This is a genomic window from Paracoccus aminophilus JCM 7686 (genome assembly GCF_000444995.1).
Classification (GTDB): domain Bacteria; phylum Pseudomonadota; class Alphaproteobacteria; order Rhodobacterales; family Rhodobacteraceae; genus Paracoccus; species Paracoccus aminophilus.
Window position 1 is genome coordinate 316,628 of the sequence record NC_022049.1, and the last position, 19,544, is coordinate 336,171.

A 19,544-nucleotide genomic window follows, 5' to 3' on the forward strand; every position below is an offset into this window, starting at 1 on the left:
CCGCGCCCCAAAAACGCAAAAACCCCGCCCCGAGGAACCGGAGCGGGGCCAAAATCCCGAAGCCGCGCGGGTTATTTCAGCGCAAAGCCAAGCGTTTCCAGCACGCCACGCAGACGGTCGCGGCCCTTCAGCGCGGCCACCGTGCGCAGCCGCTCGATGACCAAAGAGCTCCAGCTTTGCTCGGGCAGCTTTTGCTCGGCGCGGAAGGCCGCGGTCACCGCATCATGGCGCGCGATTGCGGCGGGCTGGACCTCGGGCCGATAGGTCTCGCGGTGCAGCACCGCCTGTTGCGGCAGGCGCGGCTTGACCGCGCTTGGCACCGAGGGATCGGGATGGCCAAGGAGCAGGCCAAAGACCGCAACCGCGCGCGGCGGCAGGTCCAAGAGCGCGGCCACGGCGGCGGGATCATTGCGCAGGGCCCCGATATAGACCGCGCCGAGCCCCAAGGATTCCGCCGCAACCAGCGCGTTTTGCGCGGCCAGCGCCGCGTCGATGGCGGCGAGCAGGAAGGTCTCGGTATAGCCCAACCCCTCAAGCGTCACGCCCTCGCGGCCCGCCACCGCCTCGGCCCGCGACAGATCGGCTATCCAGACGAGGATCACCGGCGCTTGCCGGATATGCGCCTGCCCGCCCGCGATCTCGGAGAGCCGGGCACGCTTTTCGGGATCGGTGACGGCGACCACGCTCCAGGCCTGCACATTCGACGAGCTCGGCGCGGACGAGGACGCGCTGATGATGGTTTCCAGAAAGCCCTCGGGCAGCGGATCGGCGAGATAGCTGCGCACCGAGCGGTGATCGAGCAGCACCGCAAGCGTGTCGTTCCAGCCGCGCGCGAGCACGTCCTCGCGGTAGCGGCGAAAGATCGCCTCGGCGGCTTCGGCGGGTTGGGGGGGAGAAAACGGGACGTTCATCGGGATTTCCTTTTGCGAAGAAGAGCTTGCGGCACGGCTTACGGCGCGGGGCTGCCGCGCAGTTGGAACACGGCATTGAGGCGCGCCTCGATCTCGGGGGTGATGCGCAGATCGACCGATTGGAGATCGGCCTCGAGCTGGTCGGGCTTGGTCGCGCCGATGATATTCGAGGTGACGAAGGGGCGGCTGGTGACAAAGGCAATCGCGAGCTGTGCAGGATCGAGGCCGAAGTCGCGGGCGATCTCGAGATAATCCTCGACCGCCTCGGCCGCGCCGGGTTTGGTGTAGCGGTCGGCGCGATTGAACAGCGTCACCCGCGCGCCTTCGGGCCGCGCGCCATTGCGGTATTTCCCGCTGAGAAAGCCCTGCGCCAAGGGCGAATAGGCCAGCAGCCCGACATCCTCGCGCGGATGGAACTCGGAGAGCCCCTCCTCATAGGTGCGATTGAGGAGGTTATAGGCGTTCTGGACCGAGGCCACGCGCGGCAGGCCCTGCGTCTCGGCCAGATGCAGGAAGCGCGACAGCCCCCATGCGGTCTCGTTCGAGAGCCCGATATGGCGGATCTTGCCCGCTTTGACGAGATCGCCCAAAACGCCAAGGGTTTCCTCGATCGAGACCTCATCGGGATCGGTCCCAAGGACCGGCGCATGGCTGCCGCCGCCGAACAGCGGCACCTGACGGCTGGGCCAATGGATCTGATAAAGATCGAGGTAATCGGTTTGCAGCCGCGCAAGCGAGCCCTCGACCGCTTCAACGATATTCTTGCGATCAAGGCGCGGGGGCGCGCCGTCCTTGCGCAGATAGGTCCGGTCGCTCGGACCCGAGACTTTTGACGCCAGCACGATCTTGTCGCGCGTGCCGCGCGCCTTCAGCCATGTCCCGATAATCCGCTCGGTCGCGCCCTGGGTTTCGGCGCGCGGCGGGATCGCGTAGTTTTCGGCGGTGTCGATCAGGTTGATGCCGAAATCGAGCGCGCGATCAAGCTGGGCATGGCCCTCGGCTTCGGTGTTTTGCTCCCCCCAGGTCATGGTCCCCAGCGAAATCGACGAGACCGAGAGCCCGGTCCGGCCCAGAGGGCGATAGTCTAGCGGCATTCAAATGTCCTTTGGTCGTGCGTGATATTGGCTCTTGAGGACGGCCCCGCCGGATGAAAGCGGGGCCGGATCGCAAGGGGTGTTCAGGCGCTTTGGCGCGCCGGGCTGGCGTAGAGGCTCTCGGGGCGCGGAAGGCCGAAATGGTCGCGCAGGGTCGCGCCCGCGTAATCCTCGCGGAAAAGCCCGCGCTTGCGCAGGATCGGCAGGACTTCGGCCACGAAGACATCAAAGCCGCCATGAAACCACGGCGGCATGACGTTGAACCCATCCGCCGCGCCGTTTTCAAACCATGTCTGAATGTCATCGGCGATCTTCTCTGGCGTGCCCACCGACACCCAATGGCCGCGCGCGCCCGCAAGCTTATGGGTCAATTGCCGGATCGTCGGCTTTTCGCGGTCAACGATGTCGAGCACCAATTGAAAGCGGCTCGCGACGGCCTTGTCGCCATCCGGCGCGATCAGATGACGCGGGAAGGGCGCGTCAAGATCATGGCCGCTAAGATCGAGCCCGGTGATGCGGCGCAAAAGCTCCAGCGAATAGGGCGCTTGGGTCAGATTGTTGAAGGTTTCGTGCAGCGCGCGCGCCTCGGCCTCGGTCGAGCCGATATAGGGGCTGATCCCGGGCAGAACCTTGAGGTGATCGGGATTGCGTCCGACCGCGCGGGCGCGCGCCTTGATGTCGGCGTAAAAGGCCTGCGCGCTTGGCAGGGTTTGGTGGGCGGTGAAAATCGCCTCGGCGTGACGCACGGCAAATTCGCGCCCGTCCTCGGAAGACCCCGCCTGCACATAGACCGGCCGCCCCTGCGGGCTGCGCGGCAGGTTCAGCGGGCCGCGCACGCGGAAATGCTCGCCGATATGGTTGATCTGATGGACGCGGTCGGTGTCGGCGAAAATGCCGCTGTCCGGGTCGATGACCAAAGCGTCATCCTGCCAGCTGTCCCAAAGTTTCGTGATCACATCGAGAAACTCATGCGCGCGCCCATAGCGGTCGGCGTGGTGCGGATGCTCGTCCAGCCCGAAATTCTGCGCCGCCACCGCCGCGCTGGTGGTGACGATGTTCCAGCCGACCCGCCCGCCCGAGATGTGATCGACGGACGCGAACAGCCGCGCGAGATTATAGGGCTCGTAATAGGTGGTCGAGGCGGTGGCGATCAGGCCGATCTTTTGCGTGACGCTGGCCAAAGCCGACAGCGTCGTCAGCGGCTCGAGCCGAAAGCGGCTGGCATAGCGGACATTATCGGCCAAAGCGGGGCCATCGGCAAAGAAGAGCGCGTCGAATTTCGCGGCCTCGGCCTTGCGGGCAAGCTCTTGATAATAGGTGATATCGACGATGCGTTCGGGTTCCGATCCCGGATAGCGCCAGCCGGCCTCGTGATGGCCGCCGGGATAGACGAAGAGGTTGAGGCTCAACTGGCGATGTGACGGCGCTTGTGAGGCGGTTTCTGACGCGGTTTCTGAGGGCGGTCGTGACATGGGCTGTCCTTTGCTCAATGGGCCGCCACGCCAAGCTTCGCCAGAAGATGGCGGCGAAGCTGGCCGAAGCGGAGATTGTCGGGCGTGCGCGGGCTGGGCAGATCGTTGCGAAGATCCTCGACGAAACGGCCCTCATCGAGCACGAGGATGCGGTCCGAGAGGCTGATCGCCTCATCGACATCATGGGTCACCAGCAAGACGGCGGGGCGGTGGCGGGCGCACAGCTCGCGCAGAAGGTCGTGCATCTTGAGCCGGGTCAGCGCATCGAGCGCGCCAAAGGGCTCATCGGCCAGAAGCAGCTCGGGCTGGCGCACCAGCGAACGGGCAAGCGCCACGCGTTGTTGCTCGCCGCCCGACAGCTCGACCGGCCACGAGCCCTCGCGCCCGGCCAGCCCGACCTCGGCCAGCATCCGCCGCCCGGCCGCCTCGGCGCCGCGCAGACCCAGCGTGACATTTTGCAAGACATTGCGCCATGGCAGCAGGCGCGCGTCCTGAAAGACCACGGATTTGTTTTGCGGCACGGCCAGGACGCCCGCGCCGGTCACGTCATGGTCAAGCTCGGCCAAGGCCTTGAGAAAGGTGCTTTTCCCCGAACCAGAGCGCCCGAGCAGCGCCACGAATTCACCGCGCGGGATTTGCAGGTTGATCCCCGACAGGATCGCGCGGCCGTGGAAGGCGCGCGACAGATCGCGGGTCTCGACCGTCAGCTCGACAGGGTGCGTCGCCATGAAAGCGCCCTCCGCTCGATCAGCCGCACCACGCCGTCCGACACCAGCCCAAGGGCCGCATAGACGACGATGCCCGCAATGATGATCTCGGTCTGGCCATAGGTCCGCGCAAGATTGATCATATAGCCAAGGCCGCTCGTGGCATTGACCTGCTCGACCACGACCAGCGAGACCCAGGCAAGCGTCACCGCAAAGCGCAGCCCGAGCAGAAAGCCCGGCAGGGCTCCGGGCAGGACGACCTCGCGGATGAACTCCCACCGCGAGAGGTTGAGCGTTTCGGACAGCTCGACATAGCGGCTGTCGATGCTGCGTAGCCCGTTGTGGGTGTGGATGTAGATCGGCACGATCACCGCAAGGATGATGGTCACGATCTTCATCTGCTCGCCAATCCCGAACCACAGCATCAACAGCGGGATCAGCGCCAAGGTCGGCACCGCGCGCTTGATCTGGATCGGCCCGTCAATCAGCGCCTCGCCCCAGCGCGACAGGCCCGCGATCACCGCAAGCACCGTGCCGATGACGACGCCAACCGCCAGCCCCGACAGCGCGCGCCAACCCGAGATCGCGAAATGCTCTTGCAGCCGCCCGTCGGCGATCAGCTGGCGAAAGGCGCCGATGACCGTCCACGGCGCCGAGAGGATGCGCGGGTCGATCAGCCCGGTGGCCGAACCGAGCGTCCAAAGCACGATCAGCAGCAAGCTGCCCGCCTGCATCCCATAGGGGATCGCCGGGCCCGGCCCCAACCGGGTGCGGCGGCGCGGGCGGGCGCGTGGGGGTTCGGGGCTGGGGGCGCGCGCGAAGTCATTGGTGGCGATGACGCTCATTTCTGCGTCACCTCTTGGGTTTTCAGCGCGCTCGATCCCGGCGCGAGCGCCCCGGCGCCCAGCTTTTCAAAGCGGCGGTCGAAGATCTCTTCGGCGCTGAAGGGCCGGTTGCCGGTCGCTTCGGCCAAAAGCGCAATCGTCTTGGTGTGCCGCGCAATGACCTCGTCCCAGCTGGCGGGCACGACCTGAATGCCGGTCTGCGCGACCGCCGCGCGGCCCTGTTCGGGGGTGAGGTTCTGGTCCTTGACGTAATAGGCCTGAATGAATTCCTCGGGGTGATCGTTCACCCATTCGGTGGCCTTGGCCCATAGCTTGACATATTCCGCCGCAGCCGCAGCCTTGGCCGGATCGTCGAGCACCCATTGCGGCGCCCAGAGATGGCTCGGATCGTCGCGCAATTTATGCTCGACCAAAGCCGCGCCGTCCTTGCCATATTGCTCGATATAGCGCGCGATATTCGGGCCGCCCAAAGGCGCGATATCGACCTGACCGGCGGCGAGCGCGACCGGATAGACATCGCCCGTGCTCGGCAGCTCGACCAAGGTCACATCCTTGCGCGTCAGCCCCGCCGCCTCAAGCGCGCGCAAGACCAGCGCGCCCTGCGCCTGACCGGGGCTATAGGCGATGCGGCGGCCGCGAAAATCGGCAAGGCTCTTGATCTCGCCGCCAAGCGCCGGGGTGACGCCAAAGCGGTAGATCGGATGGGCAATCGTGTCGAGCCGCTCGCGATAGGCGATGTTGCGCACCGGCAGATTGGTCCAGGTCGCGTGGATCGAGGGGATTTCCGCGACCGAGCCGATGTCCAAGGCCTTGGCGCGAAAGGCCTCGCTGGTTTGCGGCCCGCCCGAGAGATTGGCCCATTCGACCTTGAAATCGAGCTGGTCGATCAGGCCCGAGGCCTCGAGCACCTTTTGCGTCACCGGATCGCCGATGCGCAAAACGGTGCCTGCGGGGACTTTATCGAGAAAAGGGGTTTCGGCCAAAGCCGGGCTGGTCGCGGCAAACCCGCTGAACGACAGGCCGGCCAGAAGCGTCAAAGCGTGGCGAAAAAAGGCATGATCCATATTCAACCCTTCGGAAGAAAAGCGTTTTCACACTCGGTCCGGGATTAAATACTATAATGACGATAGATTTAGTGCGTGTATGTTGCGCCGATTGCGGAAGGAATTGCCCATCGCATGCCGCCACCGGGGAAGACATGGCCTGATCCGCCGCGCAAGACCGTCCGCGCTGCTGTGGCGCTGATTCGTGCGGGCGCCCCCTCATCGGACGTGGCGTCACGAGACGCGGCAGGGAACCGCAGCCGGGCGCAGCAACTTGGCCTCCGTCGAGACGCGACGAAAGCAAAAGGGCCCCTCCGGCTGAAGGGGCCCCTTTTCCTGCCTGCCCTTGCCCGGCCTCTGCCCCGGCTGCGGCAAGGGGGCAGCGATCAGACTTCGAGCGCGGGCGCGGTTGCCCGCGTCTCGGAGCTGGGATTTGGCGCGCGGAAGAAGAAGGCCAGCCCCATCACCAGCGCGAAAGCCGCGACCTGATACCACAGCGCCAGCGCCGCCGCGCCCGCGAAGGCGATATGACGCTCCGCGCCTGCGGCCATATTCGTGCCCAGTTGCGCGAAGAAGATCTGCCCGACCAGCGCCACACCAAGCGCGCCGCCGATCTGCTGGAAGGCCTGCAAGGCGCCCGAGCCCGCCCCGGCATCGCGCGGCGGCACATTGCGCAGCACAAGCTGGAAGAGCGCGGAAAAGCCGGTGCCAAGCCCGATCCCGGCGATGAGCAGCGGCACAAGGAAGCTGCTCGGAATGATCGTCTCGGTGCTGCTTGCGATGACGAAATGCAGCCACAAGATCCCGACCGCCAACATACCACCCGCCGCCGCCAGACGGCTGCGCAGGAAGTTATGGGCAAAGCGGCCCGCGATCAGCGAGGCGACCAGCACGCCAATCGAGAAAGGCGTGTTCGTCAGCCCCGATTGCAGCGGCGTGAAGTCGAAACCCGCCTGCAAGAGCAGCGAGATCACCATGAACATGCCCGGAATCCCCGAGGCATAGACCGTCATCACGAAGGCGCCGAAAACATAGTCGCGGTTGCGCATCAGGTCGTAATTCAGCAGTTGCGACAGCCCGGCCTCGGCGCGGCGGCGCTGCCACCAGACGAAAGCGGCCAGCAAAATCGCCCCTGCCGCCATCAGCGCAAAGATCCACAGCGGCCAGCCAAGCGGCTGCCCCTCGACAATCGCGAAGACGATCGAGACGATCCCCGCGCCAAAGAGCAGGATGCCGACGTAATCATTGCGCAGGCCGGGATGGCCGGGCAGGCTTGGGATCAGCTTCCAGCCCGCGATCAGCGCGACCAGCCCGACCGGGATATTGACCAGAAAGATCGGCTGCCAATCGAGCCCGAACAGATGCGCGTCGATCAGCAGACCGCCGAGGATCGGCCCGCAGACCGCCGCCAGCCCCGAGGCGAGCCCGAAGAGCGAAAACGCCTTGCCGCGCTCATGCGGCGGGAAGGTGACGGTGGCGATCGCCAGCACCTGCGGCGTCATCATCGCCCCGCCGATGCCCTGCAGGACGCGGGCGAAAATCAACATCTCGATCGAGCCCGAGAGCCCGCAGAGCGCCGAGGCAAGCGTGAAGCCGGTCACGCCGAGCAGAAACATCCGCGTGCGCCCGACGATATCGCCCAGACGGCCGAAGGGCAAAAGCCCCAGCGCGAAGGCCAGCACATAGGCCGCGACCACCCATTCGATCTGGGTGTCGCTGGCGCCCAGATTGTCGCGCATCGAGGGCAGAGCCACGTTGACGATGGTCACGTCGATCAGGTTCATGAACAGGGCGAGCAGCAGGATCGCCAGAGACAGCCAGCGGCGCGGATCAGGCGCCTCGATGGCCGGGTTGTGCTGCTGTGACATGGGGGGGTCCTTCAAACTTCGGATCGCGCAAAGGCGCGTTCGATTTCCGAAAACAATGCGTCTGCCGCGCCCGCCGGATGCGGAAAGCGGCTGAATTGGGTCAGGGCGCCGGTGATGATCACCGCGCCGGAAACCGGGTCGATGTCGGGGCGAAACGAGCCATCCGCCACCCCCAGCCGCAGCAAATCAGCAAGCTGGTCGCGCCAGAATTGCGACATGGGCGACATGATCGCGGCAATGGCGGGATCGCGGCGCGCGCGCTCATTGAGCTCGCCGATGACGAGAAGCAGGCTCGGCGTCTCGGTCAGGATCTCGGCGAAATCCTCGAATTCCATGCGCAGCATCTCGCGCGCGGTTTTGCACTGGCGCGGGCGGCGGTGATATTGGGCGCGGAAAATGTCGCGGATGCTTTCGGCCACCAGCGCAATCAGCGCCTCTTTCGAGGGAACGTGATAATGCAGCGTCGCGATATTGATCCCGACGCGGGCGGCAATATCGCGGGTGCGCAGGCCCTCGAGGCCCTTTTCGGCAATGATCGCGCGCGCCGCGATGGCAATCGCCGCGCGCCGGTCTTCGGTCTTTTCGCGCCGGGGTTCCGAGGGCTGATCTGAGGCTGGCTCGGGCCGGACCCCGACAGGTCCGGTTTCGTCAGGAGGGAGGGAGGTCATCAAGCTTTTCCGTCTTCGCGGATGCGGCATAGCGCAGCGCTCCGCGACAATCAATCACTTGATTGAGAAGATTTTGCGACAACCTCGCCTGAGGGCCTCCTTCACTCCGCCGAGATCTGAACCGCGCGCCCGGCAAAGCCGCCGAGCACGGCCATGATCAGGCAGATCGCGACGCAAAGGAGAAGCGGCAGGCTCCAGCCACCCAGCCTGTCGTGCAACGCGCCGATGGACGGAGGCGCCGCCGCCGCGATCAGATAGCCCGCGCATTGCACCATCCCCGAAAGCGCCGCCGCCTGATGCATATTGGCGCTGCGCAGCGAGATGAAGGTCAGCCCCAGAATAAAGACCGCGCCGACCGCGACGCCAAAGACCACCGACCACAGCACCGCCGCGCCGGGCATCACCACCAGCCCCAGCAGCGAGACCGCCATGAGCCCGGTCAGCGCGATCGCGAGCCCGCGCTGATCGGCGAGCCGCCGCACCAAAAGCCCGAAGAAAAGCCCCGGCACCGCCGTCGCCAGCTGCATCAGCCCATGGGTCGAGCCCGCCGCCGCCTCGGAATAGCCGGCATCGGTCAGGATCGCGGGCAGCCAGGTCATCACGACGTAAAAGACCAGCGAATTCAGCCCGAAGAAGAGCGTCACCTGCCAGGCCAGCGCCGAATGCCAGACCTTGCCGCCATGGGGCGGGGTCGCGGTCTCGGGGCCCGGCGCGGTGCGGGCGGCAAGCTGGGGCAGCCAGACAAGCGCGCTCAGAAGCGGCAGCACCGCCACCGCGCCAAGCGCCAAGGCCCAACCGCCGCCCGGCAGGGTCGCAATCGGCACCGCCAGCGCCGAGACCGAGGCCCCCGCCACTCCGGCCGCCAAGGCGTAAGCACTCGTCAGCGCGACGATGCTGTCGGGGAAATCGCGCTTGAGCAGGCTCGGCAGCAGCACATTGGCGAGCGCAATGCCGATGCCGATGATGCCGGTCCCGAGAAAGAGGCTCCAGACCGGGCCCAACGAGCGCAAAAGGATGCCAAGAAAGACCAGCACCACAGCGGCGAAGAGGCTACGCTCCAGCCCGTATTCGCGCCCGATCAGCACCGCGAAGGGCGAGGCCAGCGCAAAGGCCAGAAGCGGCAGCGTCGTCAGCGTGCCCGCCGCACCCGGGCCAAGTCCAAGCCCCTCGCGGATCAGCCCCAAGACCGGCGCGACCCCGGTGATCGGCGCGCGCAGCGTCGTCGCGATCAGCAAGATCCCGAGAACAAGAAGGATCACCCGCGCGCGCGACGGATCATCCTGGCTATCTGTGTGTGACGTCATCTGTCTGCTCCTTCTGTCAGCGCTTTCTGGCCGTGCCTTCTGGCCGTGCCACCTGTCAGCGCCACCTGTCAGCACCGTCTGTCAGCGCCACCTGTCAGCGCCGTCTGGCCGTGCCTTCAATCAGAGCCAGACTTAAAGACTCGGGCTTTGAAAGAATTTCGTGATCTTGTCAGAAAATCGCTCTATCCTGCCAAAATGCCCGATCTTCCGCCCGACATGGCCCCAATGCGACCCATCGCCACCCGCCGCTTCGATCCCGATGCCAGCGCCCGGCCGGTGATCGCGCTGCGGCTCGATTTCCGCGATTATGCCCGCGAGGTGCCGGTGCATCGTCACCAGAAGGGCCAGCTGGTGATGGCGCTGCATGGCGCGGTGACCTGTCGGCTGACCGAGGGCTGGTGGCTGGTCCCGCCCGAGGCGGGCGTCTGGATCCCCGGCGGGCTCGATCACAGCAACCTCGCGACCGCCAATGCGCGGCTGGTCTATCTGTTCGTCGCCCCCGATGCGCCGGATGGCCCCGAGCAGGCTTTGCCCGCCGAGGCCTGCACGCTGGCGCTCTCGCCGATGCTGCGCGAGATGATTCTGCATCTCGCAGCCCAGTCGCAGAAGGACGCGACCGAAACCGTAACCGACCCCGCGACCGACCCCGCAGCTGACCCCGCAACCGCGCGGCTGATCGGCGTGATTCTCGACAATCTTCATGCCGCGCCGCGCCAGAACCTGCACCTGCCAGTCTCGGCCCATCCCCGCATCCGCGAGATCGCCGCGGCGCTGACCGAAACCCCCTCGGACCGGCGCAAGCTGGGCGATTGGGCGCGCGCGGTCGCGATGAGCGAGCGCTCGCTTGCGCGGCTTTTTGAAAGCGAAACCGGGCTCGCCTTTGGGCAATGGCGGCGCCAGCTTCACCTTCTGATCGCGCTGCGGGCGCTGGCGGGCGGGGCCTCGGTCCAGCATGTCGCCGAAGAGCTGGGCTATGCCTCTGTCACCGCCTTCATCACCATGTTCCGCAAATCGCTTGGCACCACGCCCGCGCGCTATTTCAGCCGCACGGGGGGCGGGGCAAGACCGGGCGCGACTGCGCCATAAGGCCGGAACCTCATCACAGGGAACCGCGCCACAGGGAACCCATGTGCGCGTCGGGCGCTTTCCCTTGCGGGCGCGGGCAGGTCTTTGCATCCTCAAACCCAAACACCCATCTGCGGCAATCAGAAGGAAACGGCATGGCGCATCGGATCGTGGTTATCGGCGCAGGATTTGGCGGGCTCTCGGCGGTGCTTGGGCTGAAGGGGCAAGGCTGCGAGATCACGCTGATCGACCAGCGCAACCACCATCTGTTCCAGCCGCTGCTCTATCAGGTCGCAACGACGGTGCTCGCCACCTCGGATATCGCCTGGCCGGTGCGCGCGCTGATGCGCAAGCGCAAGGATGTGACGACCCTGCTTGCCCGCGTCGTCGGCATTGATCGCGGCCAAAAGCGCGTGACGCTGAACGACGGCAGCCAGATCCCCTATGACACGCTGATCGTCGCCACCGGCGCGCGCCACGCCTATTTCGGCAAGGATCACTGGGAAAGCACCGCGCCGGGGCTCAAGACGCTGGAGGATGCGACCACGATCCGCCGCCGCCTACTGCTCGCGTTTGAAGAGGCCGAGGCGAGCGAGGATCCCGAGACCCGCGCGGCGCTGATGACCTTCGCGGTGATTGGCGCGGGGCCGACCGGGGTCGAGCTCGCCGGGATGATCGCCGAGCTGGCCCATCGCACCCTGCCCGGCGAGTTTCGCCGCATCGACACGACCCGCGCCCGCATTCTGCTGATCGAGGCCGGGCCGCGCATCCTGCCGAGCTTCTCCGAGCCGCTGACCGATTATGCCGCAGGCGCGCTGACGCGGCGCGGGGTCGAGCTGCGCACCGGCACGCCCGTCACCGATTGCTCGGAAGAGGGCGTGACCATCGGCACGGATTTCGTCCCGGCCCGCACGGTGATCTGGGCCGCAGGCGTGCAGGCCTCGCCCGCCGGGATCTGGCTGGGCGCGGAAACCGACCGTGCCGGACGCGCGATGGTCTCGGCTCAACTGACCCTGCCCGATGATCCCGCCGTCTTCGTTCTGGGCGACACCGCCCATGTCGAAAGCGAGGGCCGCATGGTCCCGGGCGTCGCCCCCGCCGCCAAGCAACAGGGCGATTATGCCGCGCGGGTGATCCGCGCCCGGCTGTCCGGCAAAGAGCCCCCCGCGCCGTTTCGCTATCGCGACATGGGCAATCTCGCGACGGTCGGGCGCAATGCCGCCGTGATCGAATTTGGCCGCTACCGGCTGCGCGGGCGTCTCGCCTGGTGGTTCTGGGGCATTGCCCATATCTATTTCCTGATCGGCGCGCGCTCGCGGCTGCTGGTCTCGATCAGCTGGCTTTGGACGTTCCTCTGGGGGCAAAGCTCGGCCCGGCTGATCACCCAGCGCGATCCCTGGCGGCGCGATTAGGCCCGGGTTTTCAGGCGCGCGCGCCAAAGCGCAAGCCAAGCCCTTCCCCGGATCACAGAGAAAAAAATTCCCCTGCCGATAAAAAATCGGGTTGACGGATCTGTGAATTGGTCCGCTCATGGAACCATTCAGCTGAAGACAGGACATCCCGGACGATAAGCCGACATTTCATAATGATACGGAGGGAAGACATGAGTTTTCACGATCGTACCAAGACAATCCGATTTTCACTTGGCGTTGTTGTTTTTCACTTCGGGCTCGCGACCAGCGCGCCTTACGCCGCCGCAGACTTCAATCCCGAACCGCGCTATCAACCGATCACCGCCAAGGCGGCAGAGAAGACGGTCACGCTCACCGGCCGCGATCTGACGGTCGAGCAAGTGATCGAAATCGCCCGCGACGGCGCCAAGGTCGAGCAAAGCCCCGAGGCCCTGCAACGCGCCGCCGATGCCTACGGGCTGTTGCTGCAAGGCGCCGCCGAGGGCATGCCGATCTATTGGTTCAACCGTGGCTCGGGCTCGAACCGCGAGACGGTGATTTTCGACGGCGATCCGACCTCGCCCGAAAACGATGCGATGCTGAAAAAGCAGCAGCTCGCGCGCTTTCAAAACGGCGCGAAGGGCGGCTATCCGCCCGAGATCTTCGAGGAAGAGCTGGTGCGCGCGATCATGGCGATCCGCGCCAATACGATCACCTATGAGGCCGCGAGCCCCGATCTCGTGCGGATGCTGCCCTTGATGCTCAACCATCACGTGACGCCCATCGTGATGTCGCGCGGCACGCTTGGCGAGGGCGATCTGCCGACGATGGGCAATATTGCCGCCGCGATGGTCGGCGCGGGAGAGGCCTATTTCGAGGGCAAGCGGATGCCCGCCGCCGAGGCCTTGGAAAAGGCCGGGCTGAAGCCTCTGGTCCCGACCGCCGCCGATGAGGCCGCGCTGATTTCCACCAATGCCTATGCCTATGCGCAGCTGGTCATGGTGGTCTCGGACGGGCGCGAAGTGCTTGATTGGGCTGACCTTTCCTATGCGATTGCCTTGAATGGCATGAACTCCAGCCTGACGCCGATTTCCGCGCCGGTGCAGGCGATGCGGCCCTATGATTGGCTGAATTGGGACGCGGCGCGCGTGCTTGATATGGTCAAGGGCAGCTATCTTTTTGAAGCCGATCCCGCGCGGATCATCCAGGACCCGATCAGTATGCGCGCCTCGACCCAGCGTCAGGGCTCGGCTTGGATGGCTTGGGCGAACCTGCGCGATTCGCTGCAAATCGCGATCAACTCCTCGGACCACAACCCGGCGGTGGTGCCCGGCATTGGCCCCGACAGTTCGTGGGAGCTTTCCAGCTCGCAATTCATGAAATACCACGTCAAGGGCGGGCCGCTCAGTGGCGGGAAATCGGGCTATATCTTCTCGAACGCCAATTGGGACCCCTATCCGATCGCCAATGAAACCGAGGCCTTCACCATCGCGCTCACCAATGCCGGCGCAGCGGTGGCGCAGCGGCTGGAACGCTTCAACAACCCGTTCTTCACCGTCATCACACCCTCGGATGTGATCGAGAAGGGCACGGCCAGCGAGAACCCGCCGTCGCGCGGGGGCTATCTGCCGACCGATCTCTGGCAAGAGCTGGCCGAGCTTGGCAATCCGGTCACGCCGAACGGGCAAGCCATCGTCGCCACGGTCGAGGATCTTGAGGCGCAGACCCGGATGAAAGGCCAGCGCGCGCGCCAAGCCGTCAGCCTGATGTCCCATCTTCTGGCGCAGGATCTGCTCACCGCGACCTATTGGCTCGATATCCGCAAATTGCAGGACCCGAGCCGCGAATTCGGCGCGGCGCCCACCGCGGCTCATGCCGCCTTGCGCAAAGAGATCCCGTGGCGGATGCCCGCAGATCAGCGCCCGGCCCGCGCGCCCGGCATGATCGCCTATGAGTTCATGTGGGCCCATCCGGCGGCGAGCTTCTATTCGGGCGGCCCGACCCCGCCCGCCGCGCGTCCGATCCCGCGCGCGGGCATGATGCCGGACTGATCGCTGTCCGTCCCTGCCCCGGCCCGCGCGGGCCGGGCCTTTCGCCTCAAAGCATCCCCGCCTCGCTGGCATAGCGCCGCGGGGATTTTCCCATGACGCGGGTGAAGGCGGTCGAAAACGCCGCCTCCGAGCCATAGCCCAAAGCCGGAGCAATCTGGGCCAGCGTCCGGCCAGGAATGCGCAGCTCTTCGGCGGCCAAGGCCATGCGCCAGCGCGTGAGATAGCGCATCGGGGTTTCGCCGACGCTGCGGTGAAAGCGCTCGGCCAGAACCGAACGCGAGAGCCCCGCCGCCCGGCCCAGCTCGGCCAGCGTCCAGCTTCGCGCCGGATCGGCATGGATCGCGCCCAAGGCCAGCCGCAGCTGCGGATCGGCCAAAGCGGCGAACCAGCCCTGCCCGGCAGGCGGGCCGCTTTCGAGCGCCGCGCGCATCGCCTCGAGAAGCATCATCTGCGCGAGGTGATCGGCGGCGAAAGCCGCGCCGGGGCGGGCCTCGCGCTGCTCCGCCATCAGCCGCTCGATCGACCAGCGCAGCCCCGATTGCGCGCGCACCGAACGCAGATGCAGGATCGCGGGCAGGCTTTGCAGCAAAATCCGCGCGCCGGGATCGACCTCGAACCGGCTGCCGACGAGCAACATCCCACCGCCATTCAAAACCGCGCGCCCGCCGCCGCGCGCCGGGGCAAAGACCTCGGCGGCGGTCTCAGCGGGCAGGCTGAGATCGCTCGCGAGCCGAAACGAGATCCCGCGCGGCAGCACGAAACACTCGCCCGCCTGCAGATGGACCGGGGCCGCCTCGCCCTCGAGCGCCAACCAGCAGGCGCCCCGGATCAGCGCGTAACATTTGATCCGCCCGACCTGATCGTCAAAGCGGATCGCCCAATCGCCCCCTGCATCAAGCCCGGCGGTGATCGAACTTTTCGGGCGCAGCAGCCGCAAGATATCAGAGAGCGGATCCATGATTGTGGCGTGTCCCGGACGATGGCGAAAGAAAAGCGGACGTTCTCGCATGGATCGTATGGAAGACGCGCCCTAGCTTCAAGCCCATCAGGAATGACCCATCAGAAATGGAAGAACAGATCATGCGGATTTTCGTCACCGGAGCCACCGGCTTTCTCGGCCAGCATGTCGTGGCAGAGCTGCGCGCGGCGGGCCATCAGGTGCTGGGGCTGACGCGATCAGAGGCGGGGGCGGATCAGCTGCGCGCGCAGGGCGCGGCGGTTCAGCTGCAGGGCATCGACGCCCGGACCGATTTCCGCGAGGCGGTCGCGGATTGCGATGCGGTGATCCATCTCGCTTTCGACCATAATTTCGCCCGCTTCAAAGAAAATTGCGAGACCGACCGTCAGATCATCACCAATCTTGGCGCAGCTTTGCGCGGCACGGCAAAGCCCCTGCTCATCACCTCGACGACCATGGTCGCCGCGCGCCGGGCCGAGGGGCCGGTGACCGAGGATGATCCGGCGCTGAGTTCGGATTTTGCGCCGCGCGCCGCCTCGGAAGAAGCGGGCGCAGCGGTGCTTGCCCAAGGCGTCAATATCTCGGTGATGCGCCTGCCGCAGGTCCATGACCGCGACCGGCAGGGGCTTGTCTCGGATCTGATCGCCCATGCGGCGCGGCTTGGGGTCTCGGCCTATGTCGGCGCGGGCGCGAATCCGTGGTGTGCGGCCCATGTCAGCGATGTCGCGCGGCTTTACCGGCTCGCGATCGAGGCGGGCCAGCCCGGCGCGCGCTATCATGCGGTGGCCGAAAGCGCGATTCCGTTTCGCGAGATCGCCGAGGCGATTGGCGCGAAACTCGGCCTGCCGGTCGAGCCGCTCTCGCCCGAGGAGGGGGCGGCCCATTTCGGCTGGCTCCAGCATTTCGCGACGCGGGACGCGAGCTCATCGAGCGCGCAGACCCGCGCCCGGCTGGGCTGGCAACCGGTCGGGCCGGGGCTGATCGACGATCTGCTCTGAATGGTTCGGGCGGTGCGGGTCGAGGGGCGCGCGGGGGCCATTTGCCTCCACGCGACCCGCCCCAAAGGGGCCGAAAACCGCCCCGGTGTTAAACGCGCCTTAACACTTCGCCCCTATAAGCACAGCCGGGACAATCTGTCTCACATGCTGCGTCTGGAAAGGCGAAACAGATGCAGTGGAGATTGGACAACGCCTGATTTTGAGGTCAAATCAAGCTGACCTCTCTTTGCTCGGGAACCAGAAGATGACCGATCCTGCCGTCTTGTCCGATGCCGCCTCGGCGCTGCGCAACGCGAGCGCGAGCGGCACCTTCATCGCCCCATTGCGCGAGACCTATCCCGGTCTGACCGCCGCGGATGCCTATGCGATTCAAGCGATCAACACCCAGCTCAAGCGCGCCGCGGGGGTGCGGGTGATCGGTACCAAGATCGGGCTGACCTCGCCTGCGGTCCAGCAGCAATTGGGCGTCGATCAGCCCGATTACGGCGTGCTTTTTGACGATATGTGGTTCCCCGAGGGCCTGCCGATCCCGATGGTGGCGCTGCATCAACCCAAGATCGAGGCCGAGGTCGCCTTCGTTCTCGGCCGCGATCTGGATATGGAGCGGCCGGGCTTTGCCGAAGTCTTGCGCGCGATTGACTACGCTTTGCCCGCGCTGGAAATCGTCGGCAGCCGGATTGCGGATTGGAACATCGGGCTGGTCGATACGATCGCCGACAATGCCTCGTCTTCGGCCTTCGTGCTGGGCGGCTCGCCGCGCCGGCTCGAACATCTCGACCTGCGCGCGGCGCGGATGCAGATGACGGCGGATGGGCTTGGCGTGTCGCAGGGCGGCGGCGCGGCCTGTCTTGGCCATCCGCTGAATGCGGTGGTCTGGCTCGCGCAGAAAATGGCCGCGCTCGGCGCGCCGCTTCAGGCGGGTCAGGTCGTGCTCTCGGGCGCTTTGGGGCCAATGTCGCCGGTCGCGCCCGGGCAAAGCTTCACCGCGCGGATCGAAGGGTTTGGCCCGGTCACGGCGGTCTTTGCGGAGGAGGCGCGGTAGGATGCGGCTGTCGGATGCGGTTTAGCGCCGCCTACAGATTACAAATCTACAAACTACAAACGCACCAACAGCAAGGCCACCGCCACGCCCAGCCACAGGATCGGCTCGGGCTTGGCGACCTTGCCGACCCAAAGAAAATGCATCGCCGCCGCAGGTACCGCGATATAGACGAGCTGATGCAGCCGCCGCCACTCGGCCCCGCCAAGCTTGCGGATCGACCAATTGTTCGAGGTCACGGCCAGCGGCACCAAGGCCAGCGCCGCCAGCATCCCGACCGTGAGATAGGGCCGCTTGACCAGATCGCCCAGCATCTGCCCCCAGCTCAAACCCATATCGAGCACGACCCAAACCAGCACATGCAGCACCGCATAGCTGAAGGCCAAAAGCCCCAAAGCCCGGCGAAAGCGCATCAGATTAAGCCGCCCGAGCCGCAAAAGCGGCGTCACCGCCAGCCCCGCGATCAGGAAATAGAGCGCGGTCCGGCCCAGACGATGCTCGAGATCGGCAATCGGATCGACGCCGAGCCCGCCCATCAGCGTGTCCCAGATCAGAAGCGCCAGCGGCACCAGACCGAAAAGCCAGACCGCCCAGACCGGGATCCGGCGCAGATATCCATTCAGTTTGCGGATCATTTCAGTAATTCTTCGCCAGATCCATGCCGCTATAAAGCCCCGCGACCTGATCGCCATAGCCGTTGAACATCAGCGTCTCTTGCCGCCCCGCGAAAAGCCCCGCGCCGATGCGCCGCTCGCTGGCCTGAGACCAGCGCGGATGATCGACCTTGGGGTTCACATTGGCGTAAAAGCCGTATTCCGCCGGTTGCAGCTTTTGCCAGGTCGAGACCGGCTGGCGGTCGGTAAGCGTGATCTTGACGATGGATTTCGCCGATTTGAACCCGTATTTCCACGGCACCACCAGCCGGATCGGCGCGCCGTTCTGATTGGGCAGCTTTTCCGAATAAAGCCCGGTCGCAAGCAGGGTCAGCGGGTTCATCGCCTCATCGAGCCGCAGCCCCTCGATATAGGGAAAATCGAGCAGCTTCTGCGCCTGCCCCGGCATTTCCGAGGGCCGGAGCACGGTCTGGAACTCGACGAATTTCGCGCTTGGCTGCACGCCCGCCTTGCTCAGCACGCCGGCCAGAGGCACGCCGAGCCAGGGGATGACCATCGACCAGGCCTCGACGCAGCGCAGCCGGTAGATGCGCTCCTCCAGCGCGGAATCGGGGGCGATGTCTTCGACGCCATAGCTGCCGGGCTTATCGACCAGACCCGCGATCTCGACGCTCCAAGGATCGGTCTTGAAGTTGCCGGAATAGCTTGCGGGGTCTTCCTTGCCAAAGCCGAATTCGTAGAAGTTGTTGTAATTGGTGATCTCTTTCAGGGTGTTCGGCTTTTCATCCGTCGAATAGCCCGACATCTTGCCCGTCAATGCAAAGGCCGGAGCGGCCGCGAAGACGGCTCCGGCGGCAAGAAAGGCGCGGCGGTTCAGATAAGAGGCTTTCGGCGTCACATCGGACCAGCGCAGTTTCATGGCATTCCCTTTCCAAAATGGTCGCAGGCGCGGCCGGTGGTGGCGCGCGACGCGCCGAGTTTGCCCCGCCCGGCCAAGGCCGGGCCGAGGCGCTGCCGTCTCACTTCGCCATCGGCAGAGCGGTTGCCGGCGCGGCTTTGCCTTGGTCGGGCATTTGGGTCTTGGTCATCGCCCCCGATTTCGTATGGCCGGATTTCGCGTGACCCGATTTCGCGCGACCCGCCTTCATCTCGCCCGATTTGGACCCCATCTTGGCCGCCGCGCCCATCTTCTCCTTGCCCATCTTGCTTTGGCCCATCTGGCCCGCACCCATGCAATCGGGCGCGGCTTGGGTTGCCATTTTATCGGCCCCCATTTTACCGGCCCCCATATCCTCGGCCTTCGGCATGGCCTTGTCCATCGTGGTGGTCGTGTCGGTCGCCATCGCCGCGCCCGCGGCCATCGGACCGCAGTCGCCGCTCATCGCGGCGTCAGAGGTCGCGGCGGGCGTCATCGCCGCCTGTGGCGCGGCACTCGCCTGCAACGCGCCGAAGGGCAGAAGAAGGATCGCGGTCAGAAGAACGGGTCTGGCTAGCATCGGAGGCTCCGCTGTGGGAT

The 19,544-nt window shown here is 65.7% G+C and carries 18 protein-coding genes; 5 read left to right on the plus strand and 13 right to left on the minus strand.

The features are described 5' to 3' along the window. Positions 1-71 precede the first annotated feature (71 nt). The 9 genes from JCM7686_RS19540 to JCM7686_RS19580 all read right to left on the minus strand — a co-directional run bounded on the left by JCM7686_RS19540 (position 72) and on the right by JCM7686_RS19580 (position 9,912). Entirely contained in the window at positions 72-911 is an 840-nt protein-coding gene (locus JCM7686_RS19540) for an NADPH-dependent oxidoreductase (RefSeq protein WP_020952448.1), read from the minus strand. Positions 912-949: 38 nt separating this feature from the next. Further along, positions 950-2,005: an aldo/keto reductase gene (locus JCM7686_RS19545; protein ID WP_020952449.1), complete on the minus strand. Its 1,056-nt coding sequence runs from the start codon at positions 2,003-2,005 to the stop codon at positions 950-952. An 83-nt stretch (positions 2,006-2,088) separates the two neighbouring features. Continuing rightward, positions 2,089-3,477 carry an LLM class flavin-dependent oxidoreductase gene (locus JCM7686_RS19550; RefSeq protein WP_020952450.1) on the minus strand — a complete coding sequence of 463 codons (1,389 nt, stop codon included), beginning with the start codon at positions 3,475-3,477 and terminating at the stop codon, positions 2,089-2,091. A gap of 14 nt (positions 3,478-3,491) precedes the next feature. After that, positions 3,492-4,205, minus strand: a complete 714-nt coding sequence (locus JCM7686_RS19555) for an ABC transporter ATP-binding protein (protein ID WP_020952451.1) — start codon at positions 4,203-4,205, stop codon at positions 3,492-3,494. Further along, complete coding sequence (locus JCM7686_RS19560) at positions 4,181-5,029, minus strand: ABC transporter permease (protein ID WP_020952452.1); 849 nt, start codon at positions 5,027-5,029, stop codon at positions 4,181-4,183. The genes JCM7686_RS19555 and JCM7686_RS19560 overlap by 25 nt, the downstream gene beginning before the upstream one ends. After that, positions 5,026-6,093, minus strand: coding sequence for an ABC transporter substrate-binding protein (locus JCM7686_RS19565; RefSeq protein ID WP_020952453.1), 1,068 nt, complete (start codon positions 6,091-6,093; stop codon positions 5,026-5,028). The genes JCM7686_RS19560 and JCM7686_RS19565 overlap by 4 nt, the downstream gene beginning before the upstream one ends. Before the next feature lie 365 nt (positions 6,094-6,458). Continuing rightward, positions 6,459-7,940 carry an MFS transporter gene (locus tag JCM7686_RS19570; protein WP_020952454.1) on the minus strand — a complete coding sequence of 494 codons (1,482 nt, stop codon included), beginning with the start codon at positions 7,938-7,940 and terminating at the stop codon, positions 6,459-6,461. Positions 7,941-7,951: 11 nt separating this feature from the next. Next, positions 7,952-8,608, minus strand: coding sequence for a TetR/AcrR family transcriptional regulator (locus tag JCM7686_RS19575; protein ID WP_051201708.1), 657 nt, complete (start codon positions 8,606-8,608; stop codon positions 7,952-7,954). Between the two features lie 101 nt (positions 8,609-8,709). Then, the gene (locus tag JCM7686_RS19580) at positions 8,710-9,912 is read right to left on the minus strand and encodes an MFS transporter (protein ID WP_020952456.1); all 1,203 of its coding nucleotides are present in this window, start codon (positions 9,910-9,912) and stop codon (positions 8,710-8,712) included. A gap of 225 nt (positions 9,913-10,137) precedes the next feature. Here JCM7686_RS19580 and JCM7686_RS19585 point away from each other — a divergent pair, with 225 nt between their 5' ends. The 3 genes from JCM7686_RS19585 (at position 10,138) to JCM7686_RS19595 (ending at position 14,419) form a co-directional block, all read left to right on the plus strand. Then, on the plus strand, positions 10,138-10,998 hold the full coding sequence (locus JCM7686_RS19585) for an AraC family transcriptional regulator (RefSeq protein WP_041528254.1): 861 nt from the start codon (positions 10,138-10,140) through the stop codon (positions 10,996-10,998). Positions 10,999-11,132: 134 nt separating this feature from the next. Then, entirely contained in the window at positions 11,133-12,389 is a 1,257-nt protein-coding gene (locus JCM7686_RS19590; protein ID WP_020952458.1) for an NAD(P)/FAD-dependent oxidoreductase, read from the plus strand. A 191-nt stretch (positions 12,390-12,580) separates the two neighbouring features. Continuing rightward, a complete protein-coding gene (locus JCM7686_RS19595) occupies positions 12,581-14,419 on the plus strand; it encodes an aromatic amino acid ammonia-lyase (RefSeq protein ID WP_020952459.1) in 1,839 nt (612 codons plus the stop codon). 46 nt (positions 14,420-14,465) lie between these two features. Here the strand turns inward: JCM7686_RS19595 and JCM7686_RS19600 are convergent, their stop codons facing one another. Beyond that, positions 14,466-15,377 carry an AraC family transcriptional regulator gene (locus JCM7686_RS19600; RefSeq protein ID WP_020952460.1) on the minus strand — a complete coding sequence of 304 codons (912 nt, stop codon included), beginning with the start codon at positions 15,375-15,377 and terminating at the stop codon, positions 14,466-14,468. A 107-nt stretch (positions 15,378-15,484) separates the two neighbouring features. On the opposite strand from JCM7686_RS19600, the gene JCM7686_RS19605 reads away from it, so the two are divergent. Together JCM7686_RS19605 and JCM7686_RS19610 are read left to right on the plus strand one after the other, a co-directional pair. Beyond that, positions 15,485-16,375 carry an SDR family oxidoreductase gene (locus tag JCM7686_RS19605; RefSeq protein WP_020952461.1) on the plus strand — a complete coding sequence of 297 codons (891 nt, stop codon included), beginning with the start codon at positions 15,485-15,487 and terminating at the stop codon, positions 16,373-16,375. 244 nt (positions 16,376-16,619) lie between these two features. After that, positions 16,620-17,417 (plus strand): 2-keto-4-pentenoate hydratase, encoded by a 798-nt coding sequence (locus JCM7686_RS19610; protein ID WP_020952462.1) that lies wholly within the window; start codon positions 16,620-16,622, stop codon positions 17,415-17,417. Between the two features lie 53 nt (positions 17,418-17,470). Here the strand turns inward: JCM7686_RS19610 and msrQ are convergent, their stop codons facing one another. The 3 genes from msrQ to JCM7686_RS19625 form a co-directional block, all read right to left on the minus strand. After that, positions 17,471-18,049: a protein-methionine-sulfoxide reductase heme-binding subunit MsrQ gene (msrQ, locus tag JCM7686_RS19615; protein ID WP_041528161.1), complete on the minus strand. Its 579-nt coding sequence runs from the start codon at positions 18,047-18,049 to the stop codon at positions 17,471-17,473. A gap of 1 nt (position 18,050) precedes the next feature. Continuing rightward, positions 18,051-18,947 (minus strand): protein-methionine-sulfoxide reductase catalytic subunit MsrP, encoded by an 897-nt coding sequence (gene msrP, locus JCM7686_RS19620; RefSeq protein WP_020952464.1) that lies wholly within the window; start codon positions 18,945-18,947, stop codon positions 18,051-18,053. Positions 18,948-19,047: 100 nt separating this feature from the next. Then, entirely contained in the window at positions 19,048-19,524 is a 477-nt protein-coding gene (locus JCM7686_RS19625; protein ID WP_020952465.1) for a hypothetical protein, read from the minus strand. Positions 19,525-19,544: the final 20 nt, after the last annotated feature.